19 protein-coding genes are annotated in these 12653 nt (G+C 67.7%); 10 read left to right on the top strand and 9 right to left on the bottom strand.

What is annotated here, in order from left to right; translation table 11 throughout:
• Positions 1-696 (bottom strand): SDR family NAD(P)-dependent oxidoreductase, encoded by a 696-nt coding sequence (locus tag FXF75_RS04550; protein WP_163520323.1) that lies wholly within the window; start codon positions 694-696, stop codon positions 1-3.
• Between the two features lie 113 nt (positions 697-809).
• On the opposite strand from FXF75_RS04550, the gene FXF75_RS04545 reads away from it, so the two are divergent.
• The gene (locus FXF75_RS04545; RefSeq protein ID WP_163520322.1) at positions 810-1340 is read left to right on the top strand and encodes a metal-dependent hydrolase; all 531 of its coding nucleotides are present in this window, start codon (positions 810-812) and stop codon (positions 1338-1340) included.
• Positions 1341-1426: 86 nt separating this feature from the next.
• On the opposite strand, the gene FXF75_RS04540 is transcribed toward FXF75_RS04545, so the two are convergent.
• Positions 1427-1843 (bottom strand): hypothetical protein, encoded by a 417-nt coding sequence (locus FXF75_RS04540; protein WP_205427188.1) that lies wholly within the window; start codon positions 1841-1843, stop codon positions 1427-1429.
• Positions 1844-1968: 125 nt separating this feature from the next.
• On the bottom strand, positions 1969-2115 hold the full coding sequence (locus FXF75_RS21990; RefSeq protein ID WP_205427186.1) for a hypothetical protein: 147 nt from the start codon (positions 2113-2115) through the stop codon (positions 1969-1971).
• A gap of 179 nt (positions 2116-2294) precedes the next feature.
• Here FXF75_RS21990 and FXF75_RS04535 point away from each other — a divergent pair, with 179 nt between their 5' ends.
• A complete protein-coding gene (locus FXF75_RS04535) occupies positions 2295-3203 on the top strand; it encodes a ZIP family metal transporter (RefSeq protein WP_163521105.1) in 909 nt (302 codons plus the stop codon).
• Between the two features lie 51 nt (positions 3204-3254).
• On the top strand, positions 3255-3686 hold the full coding sequence (msrB, locus tag FXF75_RS04530; RefSeq protein ID WP_163520321.1) for a peptide-methionine (R)-S-oxide reductase MsrB: 432 nt from the start codon (positions 3255-3257) through the stop codon (positions 3684-3686).
• Between the two features lie 162 nt (positions 3687-3848).
• Here the strand turns inward: msrB and FXF75_RS04525 are convergent, their stop codons facing one another.
• Entirely contained in the window at positions 3849-4085 is a 237-nt protein-coding gene (locus FXF75_RS04525) for a hypothetical protein (RefSeq protein WP_163520320.1), read from the bottom strand.
• Positions 4086-4207: 122 nt separating this feature from the next.
• Here FXF75_RS04525 and FXF75_RS04520 point away from each other — a divergent pair, with 122 nt between their 5' ends.
• A complete protein-coding gene (locus tag FXF75_RS04520; RefSeq protein ID WP_240334493.1) occupies positions 4208-4780 on the top strand; it encodes a hypothetical protein in 573 nt (190 codons plus the stop codon).
• Between the two features lie 106 nt (positions 4781-4886).
• Positions 4887-5276, top strand: coding sequence for a pyridoxamine 5'-phosphate oxidase family protein (locus FXF75_RS04515; protein WP_163520319.1), 390 nt, complete (start codon positions 4887-4889; stop codon positions 5274-5276).
• 28 nt (positions 5277-5304) lie between these two features.
• Here FXF75_RS04515 and FXF75_RS04510 read toward each other — a convergent pair whose 3' ends face one another.
• Complete coding sequence (locus FXF75_RS04510) at positions 5305-6426, bottom strand: Vms1/Ankzf1 family peptidyl-tRNA hydrolase (protein WP_163520318.1); 1122 nt, start codon at positions 6424-6426, stop codon at positions 5305-5307.
• A gap of 234 nt (positions 6427-6660) precedes the next feature.
• Here FXF75_RS04510 and FXF75_RS04505 point away from each other — a divergent pair, with 234 nt between their 5' ends.
• The 4 genes from FXF75_RS04505 to FXF75_RS04495 all read left to right on the top strand — a co-directional run bounded on the left by FXF75_RS04505 (position 6661) and on the right by FXF75_RS04495 (position 8964).
• On the top strand, positions 6661-7317 hold the full coding sequence (locus tag FXF75_RS04505) for a helix-turn-helix domain-containing protein (RefSeq protein WP_163520317.1): 657 nt from the start codon (positions 6661-6663) through the stop codon (positions 7315-7317).
• Positions 7318-7529: 212 nt separating this feature from the next.
• A complete protein-coding gene (locus FXF75_RS23020) occupies positions 7530-7655 on the top strand; it encodes a hypothetical protein (RefSeq protein WP_275897376.1) in 126 nt (41 codons plus the stop codon).
• 111 nt (positions 7656-7766) lie between these two features.
• Positions 7767-8033, top strand: coding sequence for a hypothetical protein (locus FXF75_RS04500; protein ID WP_163520316.1), 267 nt, complete (start codon positions 7767-7769; stop codon positions 8031-8033).
• A 100-nt stretch (positions 8034-8133) separates the two neighbouring features.
• Entirely contained in the window at positions 8134-8964 is an 831-nt protein-coding gene (locus tag FXF75_RS04495; protein ID WP_163520315.1) for a nucleotidyltransferase domain-containing protein, read from the top strand.
• A 16-nt stretch (positions 8965-8980) separates the two neighbouring features.
• Here the strand turns inward: FXF75_RS04495 and FXF75_RS04490 are convergent, their stop codons facing one another.
• The 4 genes from FXF75_RS04490 to FXF75_RS04475 form a co-directional block, all read right to left on the bottom strand.
• Positions 8981-9397, bottom strand: a complete 417-nt coding sequence (locus FXF75_RS04490) for a hypothetical protein (RefSeq protein ID WP_163520314.1) — start codon at positions 9395-9397, stop codon at positions 8981-8983.
• An 87-nt stretch (positions 9398-9484) separates the two neighbouring features.
• Positions 9485-9892 (bottom strand): hypothetical protein, encoded by a 408-nt coding sequence (locus tag FXF75_RS04485; protein ID WP_163520313.1) that lies wholly within the window; start codon positions 9890-9892, stop codon positions 9485-9487.
• Positions 9889-11235, bottom strand: a complete 1347-nt coding sequence (locus tag FXF75_RS04480; RefSeq protein ID WP_163520312.1) for a right-handed parallel beta-helix repeat-containing protein — start codon at positions 11233-11235, stop codon at positions 9889-9891. Before FXF75_RS04480 ends, FXF75_RS04485 begins: the two co-directional genes overlap by 4 nt.
• On the bottom strand, positions 11228-12205 hold the full coding sequence (locus FXF75_RS04475) for an SDR family oxidoreductase (protein WP_163520311.1): 978 nt from the start codon (positions 12203-12205) through the stop codon (positions 11228-11230). Before FXF75_RS04475 ends, FXF75_RS04480 begins: the two co-directional genes overlap by 8 nt.
• Positions 12206-12317: 112 nt before the next feature.
• Here FXF75_RS04475 and FXF75_RS04470 point away from each other — a divergent pair, with 112 nt between their 5' ends.
• A complete protein-coding gene (locus tag FXF75_RS04470) occupies positions 12318-12632 on the top strand; it encodes a hypothetical protein (protein ID WP_163520310.1) in 315 nt (104 codons plus the stop codon).
• The last annotated feature ends 21 nt before the right edge of the window (positions 12633-12653 follow it).

Raw genomic sequence — 12653 nt, 5'->3', positions numbered from 1 at the left:
TCACGCGGTCGCCTTCCGGAACTCCTTCAGGCCGACGACGCCGCCGTCCACCTCCTCGGCGGGCGCGTCGGTCGCGGCCCAGCGAAAGAGGTCCGCGGCGTCGGCGGGGTCCCGGCCCCGCCCGCCGGTCAAGTCGGTGGCGACCACGCCGGGGTCCACGACGCCAGCGGTCTGGTCGATTTCGGCGGCGAACTGCCGGACGACCGCCTCGGCCGCCGCCTTCGAGACCGCGTACGACCCGTAGCCCGCGTCCGCCTCGCGGGCGACGCTGCCGGAGGGGACCAGCACTCGCGCGTCGTCGGTGAGGTGGGGCAGGGCCTCCGTGACCGTGGCGAAGACGCCTCGCGCGTTCGTCCGAAACGAATCGTCGAAGGCCGAGTAGGCGTCGTCGGCCAGCGGGGTCTCCCCGGGGTCGCCGTGGTAGACACCGGCGCAGGCGACGACTACGTCGATGCCGCCCTCGCTCGCGCGGGCCGCGGTCTCCATCAGGCGCTCCACGTCGTACTCGTCGCGCACGTCGGCTCGTAGCCCCTCGATTTCGCCGCCGTCGGCTTCGATGCGTTCGACCGTCTGGTCCAGCGCGTCCCGTTCGCGGGCGCAGACGACGACCCGCGCGCCCTCGGCGGCGAACCGCCGCGCCACCGCCTCGCCGATACCCCGACTCGCCCCCGTCACCACCGCAGTCTGTCCGTCCATGCCACCGACGAGGGTCTCCGGCCCCAAACCAATTTCTGCACCGGCGGTCGGGGACGCCCGAACCGACGGCCGACTCCGCCACAGTTACGTCGCCGCGCCGACCACGGTTCGGCATGTTCAGACCGGGTCACTACGGCGTGGCGCTCGTGCTGTACGCTCCGGTCGGCGGCTGGCTCCTCGCGCTCGGCCATCCGACCGCCGCTCTCGCGGGCGGCGCGGGCGTCCTCTGGCTGACGATGCTCCCGGACTGGGACAGTCGGTTACCGTTCGTCTCCCACCGCGGGCCGACCCACACCCTGCCGTTCGCGGCGCTTGTCGGTGGCGTCGCGTGGGCGGTTACGACCGCGGTAACGGCCGCGATTGGCCCGGCAATCGGCGTCAGCAACTACGCGGTGGGTCCGGTGGGGGTGACGACGTTCGCGGCCGGAGTCGGAGCGTTGGCCGTCCTCGCACATCTCGCGGCCGACCTGCTGACGCCGATGGGCGTGGCGGTGCTGTGGCCGGTTTCGTCCCGCCGCTACACGCTGTCGGTGACCACCGCCGACAACACGGTCTGGAACTACGCGCTGTTCGCGCTCGGCATCTTCACGACCGCCGCGACGGCGTATCTCGGCGCGAAGTTGCTGGCCGGTGGAGCGGTGTAACGACCGACATCGGGGGAGAAACAGACCGGCCACACTGCCGTAGTGAACCGAACCGCGCACGACCGAGGAGAACCTCGGCGAGCGGATTAGAACTCGGAGAGCGACGTACTCTGGGACGCGCGACGGAGCGGTCGATGCTCGTCCTCGGCGGCAGACGTGAGATACTTCCGAAATCGGTCCGGGGGGTCGGCTATGCGCACGGTCCCGGTCGCCGCGTCGTACTCGGCCACGTCCGCCGAGACCAGTTTGGGGAGGTGGACGTGGTGGAGCGTGGCGGCGACGCGCTCGGAGTCGGCCGCTTCGAGCGACGCTACTTCGACCGCGAGGTCCGTGAGCGTGATGGGTTCGGTGCGACGGAACAGCACGTACAGCGCGTGGCGGCGGCGCTCCGCCGCGAGAATCTCGAAGATGCGGTCGAGCGACCTCGCGTCAGAACTGCGGTCCTCCCCGGACGACGTTCCCGTGGCCTGTTCCTCCGCCGAGTTGTAGGGAGCCTGACTCATGCCCTCGATAGTTATTCACACACTCGCGACATAAATCTATGGAGATTTATCTACGCGATAATAGTCCGAATTATTACTTCTCTGGCGGCGCTACGACCGGTCCGTTCGGCGCTGTTCGGAGACAGTCACCACTCCCGGTACGAGAGTTCGTCGGCCTTGTTGGTGACCGCCTGCATCATGCACCCCCGACACACCCACATGTCGCCGCCGGTGCGCGAGACCAGTCGCGTCCCGCCGGGTTTCCGCTGTTCGCAGATGTCGCAGACGCGCATGATTCGACTTGGCCGCCCGGAGGTTTCAATCTCTCGGGCGACAGTCGGCGAGCGGCGGATTTTTGGTCGCGTCGTTCGACGGCACGCGTAATGGGTATCCGAAGCGTCCGCAGTCGAACTGAGGGGACCGACCCGTGCTGACCGAGTGGTTCGTCCGAATCGTGGGTCACGACCCGCTGATGCAGGGTCTGGCGGGAGGAATCATCATCGCGCTGATGAACACCCTCGGGGCCGCGCTGGTCGTGGTCTGGCCCGACCCCTCCGACCGCGCGCTCGACGGTGCGCTCGGGTTCGCGGCGGGCGTGATGCTGTCGGCGAGTTTCACCAGCCTCATCCTGCCGGGAATCGAGGCGGCCTCCGAACCGGGGTATCCCGCGCTCTCGGTCGGCGGGGTCGAGTTGGCCGGTATACTCCCGGTGCTGGTCGGGTTCGCGGTCGGCGTCCTCCTGCTGGACCGCGCCGACCAGTGGGTGCCCCACATCCACGTGGTCATCACCGGTAGAGGGGGCGTCGAGGCGGACGAATCGAGTACTGATGCGGCGAGCGACGCGGACGCGGCCGACGCGCGGTCCGGCGGCGAGGCGCGAATCGAGACCGACACCGCGACCGGCCGCGAGCGACTCGACGCAGACGACGCCCGGACCGCCTCGGTGCTGCTGTTCATCGTCGCCATCACGCTCCACAACATGCCCGAGGGACTCGCGGTCGGGGTCGGTTTCGGGTCCGGAAATCTCGGCGATGCGCTCGCGCTGATGCTGGCCATCGGCGTCCAGAACATCCCGGAGGGACTGGCGGTGTCGGTGGCGGCCGCGAACGCCGGGTTCGGGTCGCTGTTCTACGCGACGCTCGCGGGCGTCAGGGCCGGACTCGTCGAGATTCCGCTGGCGGTGTTCGGCGTCCTCGCGGTCGGGGTCGCCACGCCGATTCTCCCCTACGCGATGGGGTTCGCCGCGGGCGGGATGCTGTTCGTCATCAGCGACGAAATCGTCCCCGAGACCCACGCCCGCGGCCACGAGCGCATCGCCACCCTCGGCACGATGCTCGGCGTCGCGGTGATGCTGTACCTCGACATCGTGTTGGCCGGGTAGCGACGGCGCGACACGCACAACCCCTAACCCTCCCGAGACCCAACTGGTGGTATGAGCGAACACGACGAGAGAGCGCGCGACGACCTGCCCGAATCGGACGACGAGTGGCGCGAACGACTCTCCGACGAGGAGTACCACGTCCTCCGGGAGGCCGGGACCGAACGGCCCTTCTCGGGCGAACACGTGGACCGCAAGGACGACGGCACCTACGCCTGCGCGGGGTGCGGCGCGGAACTGTTCGACTCCGAGACCAAGTACGAGTCCAACTGCGGGTGGCCCAGTTTCTACGACACCGACGACGACCGCATCGAGACCCGACGCGACACCAGCAACGGGATGGACCGCGTCGAAGTGGTGTGCGCGAACTGCGGCGGCCACCTCGGCCACGTCTTCGAGGACGGCCCGGAACCGACCGGCAAGCGATACTGCATCAACTCGGCCGCGCTGGACTTCGACGGCGAAGACGAGTCGAGCGACGAGTGAAACCGACAGTCCCCCGTGATTCACGCCGACCAGTTCTTCGCGGGTAACGCCGACGCCTGATGTCGCTACAATCGGGACCTTTCTCCGATTCGTTTCGGGCGTAGAAACGTCGATACTCTCCGTTCGGTACGGCAGTCCGTCCCGACCGGACTCGGCGACCGCTCAAACGCCGAGTCGAACCGTGTTCTCCGTGATGGTCGAGATGTACTGGTCGCGGAGGTGATGGACGTCCTGTTCGACCGGTCCCTCCCAGCCGAGTTCGTCCACCGTCTCGTTCGTGCTGTCGGTGGTGACGCTCACGTACATGTCGCCGTTGCGGACGTCGTCCACCGTGCCGATTTCGACGCCGCCCTGCGTGACGACTCGCTTGCCGATGTGGTCGTCCGAGTAGTCGGCCATACCGGAACCTCGGGCGCGGCGTCCGAATGCGTTCGGGCCGAGACGTCCGTCGGTTCGTCCCGTTCGCGCTCGACCGCGAATCACACTTATGCCAGTCGGGCAACTACTCTCCCACGAGAACGATGAGTCGAACCGCCAGCGACGGGACGACGACCGCGGGAGAATCGACACTCGACGCGGGCGAGTCCGACGCGACGCCGACCGAGTACGAGCGACTCCGGACGAAGAAGAAAGAGCGGCGGGGCAACGCCGAGCGGGCCGCGGTCCGGGACGTCTTCGTGGGCGAGAACCGAGTCGTCCTCAGAGTGGGGTTCGACTGGACGACCGACACCCGGCGACTCGTCTACGACCTCGACGACGACCGAGACGTGCTCAAACTGGAGGCGCTCGCGGAGTCGAAGGGGTTCGACTTCGAGCAGGTGTCGTTTCTGGAGGGCGAGACGCTGTCGGTCGTCTACACCGGCGAGGAGTGGGTGCCCGAGGCGCACGTCTCCTACGTGGAAGGCGAAGGGTCGGTCGCCGAGACGTTCCTGACCGAACTCCGACTGCTCGCGCGTGAACTGGCCCGGTCGCCGAAGGCGCTCCGGCGGTTGGCCCGTGTCTCGCGGACGCTGACCACGAAGCAGTTAGTCCTCGCGGTTATCATCGTCAAGAAACTGATTATCGTGGCCCTGATAGCGTGGCTGTTGCTGTAGGTCGGACAGCGTGGCCGTCGCTGTCGGCGGCCGTCCCGACTCCGGGGCGACCGGAGCGACTCGAACGGGCGGAAACGCTTTCCACCGCGCGGGCCTGATTTTCCCCGTGTCCGATTCAGTCCCCCCGGAGGCCGAGGAACTGCTCACCAGCGAACCGCTGATGGCCCACTTCGCCACCTGCGTGGACGACAGACCACACGTCGCGCCGGTCTGGTACCACTACGACGACGGCGTGTTCGAGGTCCTGACCACCGGCCGGAAGCTGTCGAACGTCCGTGAGAACCCCCGCGTCGCGGTGTCGGTCCAGAAGGACGAGGGCGGGCAAGCCCGGTGGAACGTGACCCTGCGTGGGACCGCCACCGTCGTCGAAGATGACGAGGAGACGCGGAAGGCGGCCGAGCGCATCAACCCGAAGTACGGCGCGACCGCCGACGAGTACCCCGAGAACGTGCTGGTTCGCGTCGAGGTCGGGTCGGCGAACTACCAGACGTACTGAGGGCCGCTTGATAGGGAGACACCGGCGGCTACTCGATGGGGAACCGCAGGATGGCCGCCACGCCGCCGAACGCCTCGCGGAACTGCCTGCCGCGGTCGAAGTCCGTGGGAACGACCAGACAGTCCCCGCCCTCCTCGTTCGCCCGGTCCTCGAACTGCTGGACTGCGTCGAACGACAGGTCCGCCGAGACCAGCACCGTCTCCACCGCGTCGTACTCCAGCGCCTCCTCGACCTGCTCGCGGCCGTAGACCACGTCGTCGCCGTCGTCGCTCCCGGCGTCGTTCAGCGCGTCGAAGAACTCGTCGAGTCGCTCGTGCATCTCTCGTCGCTCCTCGTCCTCGATGCGGTCGCCGGCCTTCTCGACCAACTGGCGAAGGCCCTGTTCGGAGGCGTACTCGACGGAAATCGGGTCGCCGACGAGTCGGTCTTCGAGGCGGTAGTCGAGGTGGTCACCGTCGAGGAAGTCGTCCACCGTCACAGAGGTGCCGCCGAGCAGCAGACCGTCCACGTCGGTGCTCGCGCTGGCCGACTCCGCGTCGTGGTCGCCCAGAAACGCGCGCTCGGCCTCCTCGCCGACCGACTCGAAGAATTCCTCCTTCTGGCGCTCGCGTTCACGCTCGAACCGCTGGGCCGACTGGCCCCCGGCCTTGGTCTTGCCCATCACGTCGCTGTCGAACGTCTCGACCACCCGGACCTCGTCGTTCTCGGTCAGACCGAGCGCCGCCCCGCCGCGTTCGACGACGAGCAGACCGAACGTCTTCGAGGAGCGGTCGGCCGCGTCCAGCACCTCGGTCTCGAACTCGTTACCGCGCTCGTAGACGAACTCCGAGACCGGCGTCGGCAGGTCGTCGAAGACGTACTCGACCACCTCGCCGTTCACGACGCCGGCGTAGACCACCAGTCCGTTCTCGGGCGTGGAGTCGCGGTGCTGGAGGGCGTGCTGGACGGCTTCGATGGCGTCTATGTACGCCGAATCCTCGCCTTCGCTGTCGAGGTACTCGGCCTCGGCCCGGTCCTCCTCGACGCGCTCCAGCGCCTCGCCGAGGGGTTTGTCCGGCGGAATCGCGACAGTCACGAGGTCGTTGTCGGTCGCTTCGGCGTTCTCGACGCGTTCGATTCGGTCGTGGCGTTCGTAGGCATCGATATCCATCGTGAAGTGTGGTCGCCGGCAGGGCAGTTTCGGGGTCGCCAGCGACGGAAACCCCCGTAGTCGAAGTCGAGTACGAGTCGCGCCGGATTGAGGGTTTGGGCCGAGGGCGTCCCTGAAGTCCCTCCCCGAGAGTCTGCGGTGAGTACGGCCCGTCCAGTTCCCGTTTTCCGGAACGTCCTCGGTCTCCTCGTGCAGACGCCAGTCCTTTACTGGCGGAACTCGACGGGTGGGACGATGGCTACCGAGGCGACATTCACGGTTCCGTCCGACCAGTTCCCGTTGGGAACTATCTTCGAGCAGTTACCCGAGGTGACAGTCGAACTGGAGCGAATCATCCCGGCACAGGACGTCGTGATTCCGTACTTCTGGGTTCGAGGGACCGAGGTCGACGACATCGAGGACGCGTTTCTCGACCATCCGGGCGTGGAGAACATCCGACTCGTCGATTCCGTCGCAGACCAGTACCTGTTGCGCGTCGAGTGGTCGCTGGAGTACGACGACGTGTTGACCACGCTGACCGAGACGAAAATCGCGCTCATCGAGGCCGTCGGGACGAACCGACAGTGGACGTTCGACATCCGCGGCGACGACCGGCGAGACATCGCGCTGTTCCAGGAACGCTGTCGGGAACTCGACATCCCCATCACGGTGACGAAACTCCACGCGCTCACGCCGTTGGAGTCGGAGACCGAAGCGTCGCTCACCGACACCCAGCAAGAGGCGCTGGTTCTCGCGTACGAACGGGGATACTTCGACACGCCGCGCGAGGTGACGATGGCGGACCTCGGCGACGAACTCGATATCTCACAACAGGCGGTCGCGTCCCGACTCCGCCGCGGAATCAGTTCGATACTCGGGACGACGCTGTCCGGACTGCGACCCCCGGAGTGAGGGTGCAATAAAAAAAGGGTTGTACTCTAAAAAACAGAGGTGAAACGGACAGACAGTCTACGGTGTCCTAATGGTTGGGACGTCCGCCGATTCCGGCGCGGTCCGACAGTCGCGCCGACACGAACGCAGTCGTATCGTCCGTCTCGCTCAGACTACACTCTCGTCTCGTATCTCGACAGATGACAACTAGGGGAACGACGTGCGACGAAGAGATGCCCGTAACTGAACGAGAGAGAGCGGTCGAAGCTCTCGAGGAAGCACTGGAGACCGAAGAACGCGACGAGAAGAACTACCAGATTCGGGAAGCAATCCAACTGCTCAGTCTGAACGACGAGTAGGGGGGTCACGGGTCGGATTCGCATCGCCCGAACGCCGGACGACGACCGCAATTCTCGACGGTACGGGCCGAGACCTTATCCGAATCGGTGTGGTACCCCCGACCCGGAACCATGCCCGTCATCCACTTCGAGGAGGCCGATTCCGCCGAGCGCACCCAAATCGGCGAGGGAATCGTCAAGTTCGCGCGGCAGGCCGACCGCCTCGAAACCGGCCGCGCCGACGGGAAGTACTTCCTCGACCACGAGGACGGATGCGAGGAGGGCGGCGAACGAATCGAAGCGGGCGACGAGTTCTTCTTCGATACCGAGACCGGCGACGTACTCTGCGGTGACCACGGCCGCGAGCGCCGAGAGGGGCGCGAGAGCCGTGAGCAGTAGCGAATCGCCACGCACGTGACCCGGGGACCAATCGCGAAGTCGGCCGACCGCCGCCATACTATCAGGTACGTTTATGTTACACCGTGGGTATGAGTCTCCCGTGGCGGTCGAACTGGATATTCCTCCCGACGTCTCGGACAACCTCACCCCGGCGGCGGAAGATTTCCTCGCGGACGTGTCCGAGTCTCTGAACCCCCGGACCGTCCGCGCTGTGATGCTATACGGGAGCAGCGTCTCCGAACGCGTGACCGAGAACAGCGACGTGGACGTACTGGTCGTCCTCGAACCGGAGGTTCCGGACGAGGTGGTAGACCGCGCGAGGGAGCGCCACCACCGAATCGAGAACGAACACTTCACCGAGCGGTCGGCGCTGGGCGTCTTCGAGCGGTGGTTCCAGCACCAGATTGGCTCCGTGAGCAACGGTAACGTCTGTCGCGCCGACGACGTGACCCGTGGTTCGTATCACGCCATCTTCGGAAAGAGCGCGCTGTCGTATCTGTTCGTGCCGTGGCGCACGATTCTCAAGCAGAAGTTCGACGAGGGACTCTTCGTCTACGGGGATGAGACGACGCCCGAGTGGGACCGCGTCGGGCGACCGAGCGACCGGGTCCACCGCGAGATGCTCCGAAGTTACGCGAGTACGCTCTCGCTGGCCGTGTTGCAGTTTCCGCTGTTCCTGACCGCGACGCCCAACGCGCTGTACGCGACGATGGCGTACAAGAAGTGCGTCTACAACGTGTCGTATTACACGGGGCGGACGCGCTTCTCCGACAGCTTCGAGTCGATTCTACGCCCGTTTCCGGAGGTTTTGGACCTTCACAAGCGCTTTCTGCGACAGCGAGAGGAGGACGCGAACGACCTCGTGTTCGCGCTCCTCGCTCCCGTCGGGATAACAGTCATTCACTTCTGGGCGCTGTGGGACCTGCGGTGAACCACCACACCGGGCGCTACCCCTCGTCCACTGCGGTCCCGTCCAACACGTCGTCTACCTGCCACTCGGGGAGGAGCATCATCTGCTCGTTCTCGGCCATCTCCGCGGTCGTCACGAATTCGAGGCGGTCGCCGCCGGTCACCCCGGTGCCGCCGCCCGCCACGTCGTCCCAGTGGTCGTAGACCGCGTCGGGAACTCGCAACTGCCGGCTGTCGTCGGGGATGGCGGTGCTGGTCAGGAACCGGATTCCAGGGTCGTCCTGTATGGGGTCGTAGAGCTGTGAGACGACGACCGCGCCGTCAGCCTCGCGGACGCCCCAGTAGGCCTCGCCGCCGGACTTCACCAGTTCGAGGTTGACCGCCTTCTGCGGGACCGGTAGCTCCTGCGAGTCGCCGCTGACTGACGCGCCGCCGAGTCGGTCGTAGTCGGGCATGGATAGAGGGTCGGCGGCCGCGCTGTTAGGTCGTGTGGCCGCCCGGCAGTCGTCGGTTCGCGGTCCGGCGGGGTCCGCGACGCCCTCCTACGCCGATTCGACGAACAGGTCCACCGCCGCGCCGTCCCCCTCCGCGACCGTCACCGTCGCGGCCACGAAGTCGCCGTTCTCGTCGGTCGCGTACGCGACGTTCCGGATGCCGCCGCCGCACCGCCCGAACGCGACCTTCGGCGGGTCGGCGTAGGGCTTGTCGAACTCGACCCGGACCGTCCGGTTCCCCCGGCCCTCCGACCCGTCTCCGCCGGGCGTGAGACCGGGATAGGCGTCCACTGGCGGCGTCTGGTCCTCGACCGCCGAGGTCGGCGACCCGATTCGCCACGGGTCCGGCCCGTCGCCGTCGGCCCAGTTGCCCTCGTATCGGTTCCGGCCCGCGCCGCCGGTCTCCACGATTGCCGGCGCGCCCGGCTGGAGGACGTAGTTCTGCCGGACGTTCACGCCCGAGTCCGCGACGAGGATGCCGGGCGACGCCGACCGCGAGTCGGCGTCGCCGCCCGACTCGGTGCGCAGGCCGAACTCCTTGAGGTAGTTGTCGGCGATTTCGTGGCGCGCGAGGTCCGAGGCGTTCCGCGAGACGACGCCCGCGCCGCCGACCCGGCGCACGCGGTTCCCGCTGACTGTGACGGACCGGGCGTCGTCGAGGACGACGCCCTCCCCGCGGCCCCGTCCACGTAGTTGTTCAGGACGACGCCGTCGGTCGCGCCCGCGACCCGCACCCCCGCCTGCCCGGCGTCGTAGACCGCGTTGTCGGTGACGCTGAAGTCCTCGACGCCGCCGCCGACGAAGATACCGCGTCCGGCGTAGTCGTAGAGGTCGTTGTCCCGGATGGTCACGTCCTCGGCGCGCTCTATCTCCAAGGAGATGCCCGAGAACTTCTCTTTGTCCGATTGGACGCTGACGTTGCCCGCTATCTGGATGCCCCGGAGCGCCTGCCCGAACCCGACGAGACAGAGCGATTTGTGTTCGCCGAAGCCGAGGTTGTTCGAGATGTCGAAGAACCCGGCGTTCGGCTTCTGTCGTCCTCCGCTCGCACCCACCAGCGCGCCCTCCGGGTTGCCGCCCATCACGTTTCCCCGGACCGTGACGTTCCGGGCGTGGCGCTCGTTCGGCACCCACGCGTCCAGCGCGACGGCGTGGTCGAACCCGTTCACGAGGGTGTTGCCGACCACCGCGATGCGGTCGCCAGCGAGCTGGATTCCCCGGTCGCCGACGTCGTAGACGTAGTTGTTCACCACCCGTACGTCGGTCGCCCGGCGCTCGACGCTGATGCCGCTCCCGCCGGAGTTGTGTTCGTGGTACGGATGAGTCCGGGTCACGGAGTTGCCCGCGAGCAGAATCTCGCTCGCGTCGCGGACGACGAACCCGTGGAGTCGCTTGGCGCTCGCGCGCTGGCCGCCCGGATTCCCGTGGTAGCCGACGCCGCGAATCTCGACGTTCTCGCAGTGACTGTCGTGCCCGACGCGAATCCCGCCGGCGTTCGCGCCGTCGGCGGGCATCACGAGTCGCCTGACGCTCGGCCCGTCCACGGTCACCCCGTCCACGTCCACGTCCAACCACTCGGTCGTGCGATAGGGCGCGCCCTCGTCGCTTATCCAGACGTTCTCGCCCGGCGAGAGATTCCGGAACGCTCGATGGAGTTGCTCGGTAGTGGTGACCACGGTGTCCGGGACCGCCGACTGCTGGGGGCCGCGGCGGGCCGCGTCCGCCGCCCCGGTCGTCGCGCGCCACCCCGCGGCCGCCAGCAGGCCCGAGAGCAGGTCACGCCGCGACGGGTCACTCATCGGTCTGTCCCCCGGTTCGGTCGCTGGCGTCTCGCTCCCCGGTCGGCGTCTCCGCGTCGCGCCTCCCGGGTCGGTCGCCCGCTTCGAGTCCGTCCGGTCGGTCCACCGGGTCGCGCTTCCGGAGGAGTCGCTGGGCGCGCTCGTCGGAGAGGACGCCGAGACCCAGTCGCGAGGCCCTGTCCCGGGTCCGCCCGCGAACCGCGGCCGCGGCGTAGGTCCCCAGCGTCGCGGCGGGACCGACCCGGTACGTCGCGTCCGGACTGGCGACGGTCGCCGCCCGGAGTATCGTCTCGGCCACGCGGTCGGGCGGATTGATGCCCGGTCCGCCCGCCTCCACGACGCCGATGTCGTCCAACACGGCGTAGAGGTCGTCGTACGCCGCCGTGTGGTCGATGGACTCGATTTCGTCGAGCGCCCGGTCGTAGAAGTCGGTGGCGACGATGCCGGGTTCGACGACGACCGCGTCCACCCCGTGGTCGGCCACCTCCTGTCTGAGCGCGTCGGTCAGCGACTCCAGCGCGAACTTCGAGGCGGTGTAGACCCCGAGTCCGGGCACCGTGAGACCGCCGACTCCCGCGGTGACGTTGATTATCGTCCCCCGGCCCCGCTCGCGCATCCGCGGCAGCGCGGCCCGAATCAGTCGGAGCGGACCGAAGGTGTTGACCTCGAACTGGCGGTAGACGGCCGACATCGGCACGTCCTCGACCGGACCGAACTGGCCGTACCCCGCGTTGTTGACGAGGCAGTCGAGGCGGTCGGTCTCCGCGAAGACGCTCTCGACCACCGCGGTCGCTCGTTCGTCGTCGGTCACGTCGAGTTCCGCCGTCCGCGCACCCCGTTCGGCGAGGTCCCGGAGTTCCGCCGTGTCGCGCGCGGTGGCGTACACCGTCCACCCGGCGTCGAGGAATCGCTGGGCGGTGGCGCGGCCGATGCCAGTCGAACACCCAGTCACGAGAACTGTCTCCCCCATGTCCCGGCGTTCGGGCGCGGGCGAAAAACGACTGTGGGCCGAAGGAGAGTCACCGATGCCGGGTCCGAGCGCCACCGACAGACCGATTTGTCCGGGCGACGACTGTTCGCGCATGGCGAGTGCATCGAACGCCGAATCCCGGTCCGCGAGTCGGGGCAGGTCCGAATTCCGGTCAGACGAGTCCGCCTCCGGGTCCGGAGGCGAGTCGAGTTCGCCGACGCTGTTCGACCGACTCGCGACCGTCGGGAGAGTTATCTGGGCCGCCTTCCTCGCGTTCGTGGTCGTGTTCGCGCTGATTCCCGTCGTCGCGCTCTGGTTCGGGGCGGTCCCGTTTCCCGCGCCGCCGACGCGCCCCTACTTCGCGCTCGTCGGGGGCGTGCTGGTCGGCACCGTCGCGCTGATAGCCGCGGGAATCTACGACGTGTAGGGCGGGGTCGAGCGTCGGATT

The sequence above is a fragment of the Halorussus sp. MSC15.2 genome, from assembly GCF_010747475.1.
Lineage (GTDB): Archaea > Halobacteriota > Halobacteria > Halobacteriales > Haladaptataceae > Halorussus.
This window is presented reverse-complemented; position numbering and strand designations above follow the sequence as displayed.

What these genes read in the sequence shown, in the direction of transcription:
- FXF75_RS04550 (WP_163520323.1), bottom strand. Translation starts at nt 696, where the DNA reads ATGGACGGACAGACTGCGGTGGTGACGGGGGCGAGTCGGGGTATCGGC.
- FXF75_RS04545 (WP_163520322.1), top strand. Translation starts at nt 810, where the DNA reads ATGTTCAGACCGGGTCACTACGGCGTGGCGCTCGTGCTGTACGCTCCG.
- FXF75_RS04540 (WP_205427188.1), bottom strand. Translation starts at nt 1,843, where the DNA reads ATGAGTCAGGCTCCCTACAACTCGGCGGAGGAACAGGCCACGGGAACG.
- FXF75_RS21990 (WP_205427186.1), bottom strand. Translation starts at nt 2,115, where the DNA reads ATGCGCGTCTGCGACATCTGCGAACAGCGGAAACCCGGCGGGACGCGA.
- FXF75_RS04535 (WP_163521105.1), top strand. Translation starts at nt 2,295, where the DNA reads ATGCAGGGTCTGGCGGGAGGAATCATCATCGCGCTGATGAACACCCTC.
- msrB (WP_163520321.1), top strand. Translation starts at nt 3,255, where the DNA reads ATGAGCGAACACGACGAGAGAGCGCGCGACGACCTGCCCGAATCGGAC.
- FXF75_RS04525 (WP_163520320.1), bottom strand. Translation starts at nt 4,085, where the DNA reads ATGGCCGACTACTCGGACGACCACATCGGCAAGCGAGTCGTCACGCAG.
- FXF75_RS04520 (WP_240334493.1), top strand. Translation starts at nt 4,208, where the DNA reads ATGAGTCGAACCGCCAGCGACGGGACGACGACCGCGGGAGAATCGACA.
- FXF75_RS04510 (WP_163520318.1), bottom strand. Translation starts at nt 6,426, where the DNA reads ATGGATATCGATGCCTACGAACGCCACGACCGAATCGAACGCGTCGAG.
- FXF75_RS04505 (WP_163520317.1), top strand. Translation starts at nt 6,661, where the DNA reads ATGGCTACCGAGGCGACATTCACGGTTCCGTCCGACCAGTTCCCGTTG.
- FXF75_RS23020 (WP_275897376.1), top strand. Translation starts at nt 7,530, where the DNA reads ATGCCCGTAACTGAACGAGAGAGAGCGGTCGAAGCTCTCGAGGAAGCA.
- FXF75_RS04500 (WP_163520316.1), top strand. Translation starts at nt 7,767, where the DNA reads ATGCCCGTCATCCACTTCGAGGAGGCCGATTCCGCCGAGCGCACCCAA.
- FXF75_RS04490 (WP_163520314.1), bottom strand. Translation starts at nt 9,397, where the DNA reads ATGCCCGACTACGACCGACTCGGCGGCGCGTCAGTCAGCGGCGACTCG.
- FXF75_RS04480 (WP_163520312.1), bottom strand. Translation starts at nt 11,235, where the DNA reads ATGAGTGACCCGTCGCGGCGTGACCTGCTCTCGGGCCTGCTGGCGGCC.
- FXF75_RS04475 (WP_163520311.1), bottom strand. Translation starts at nt 12,205, where the DNA reads ATGGGGGAGACAGTTCTCGTGACTGGGTGTTCGACTGGCATCGGCCGC.
- FXF75_RS04470 (WP_163520310.1), top strand. Translation starts at nt 12,318, where the DNA reads ATGGCGAGTGCATCGAACGCCGAATCCCGGTCCGCGAGTCGGGGCAGG.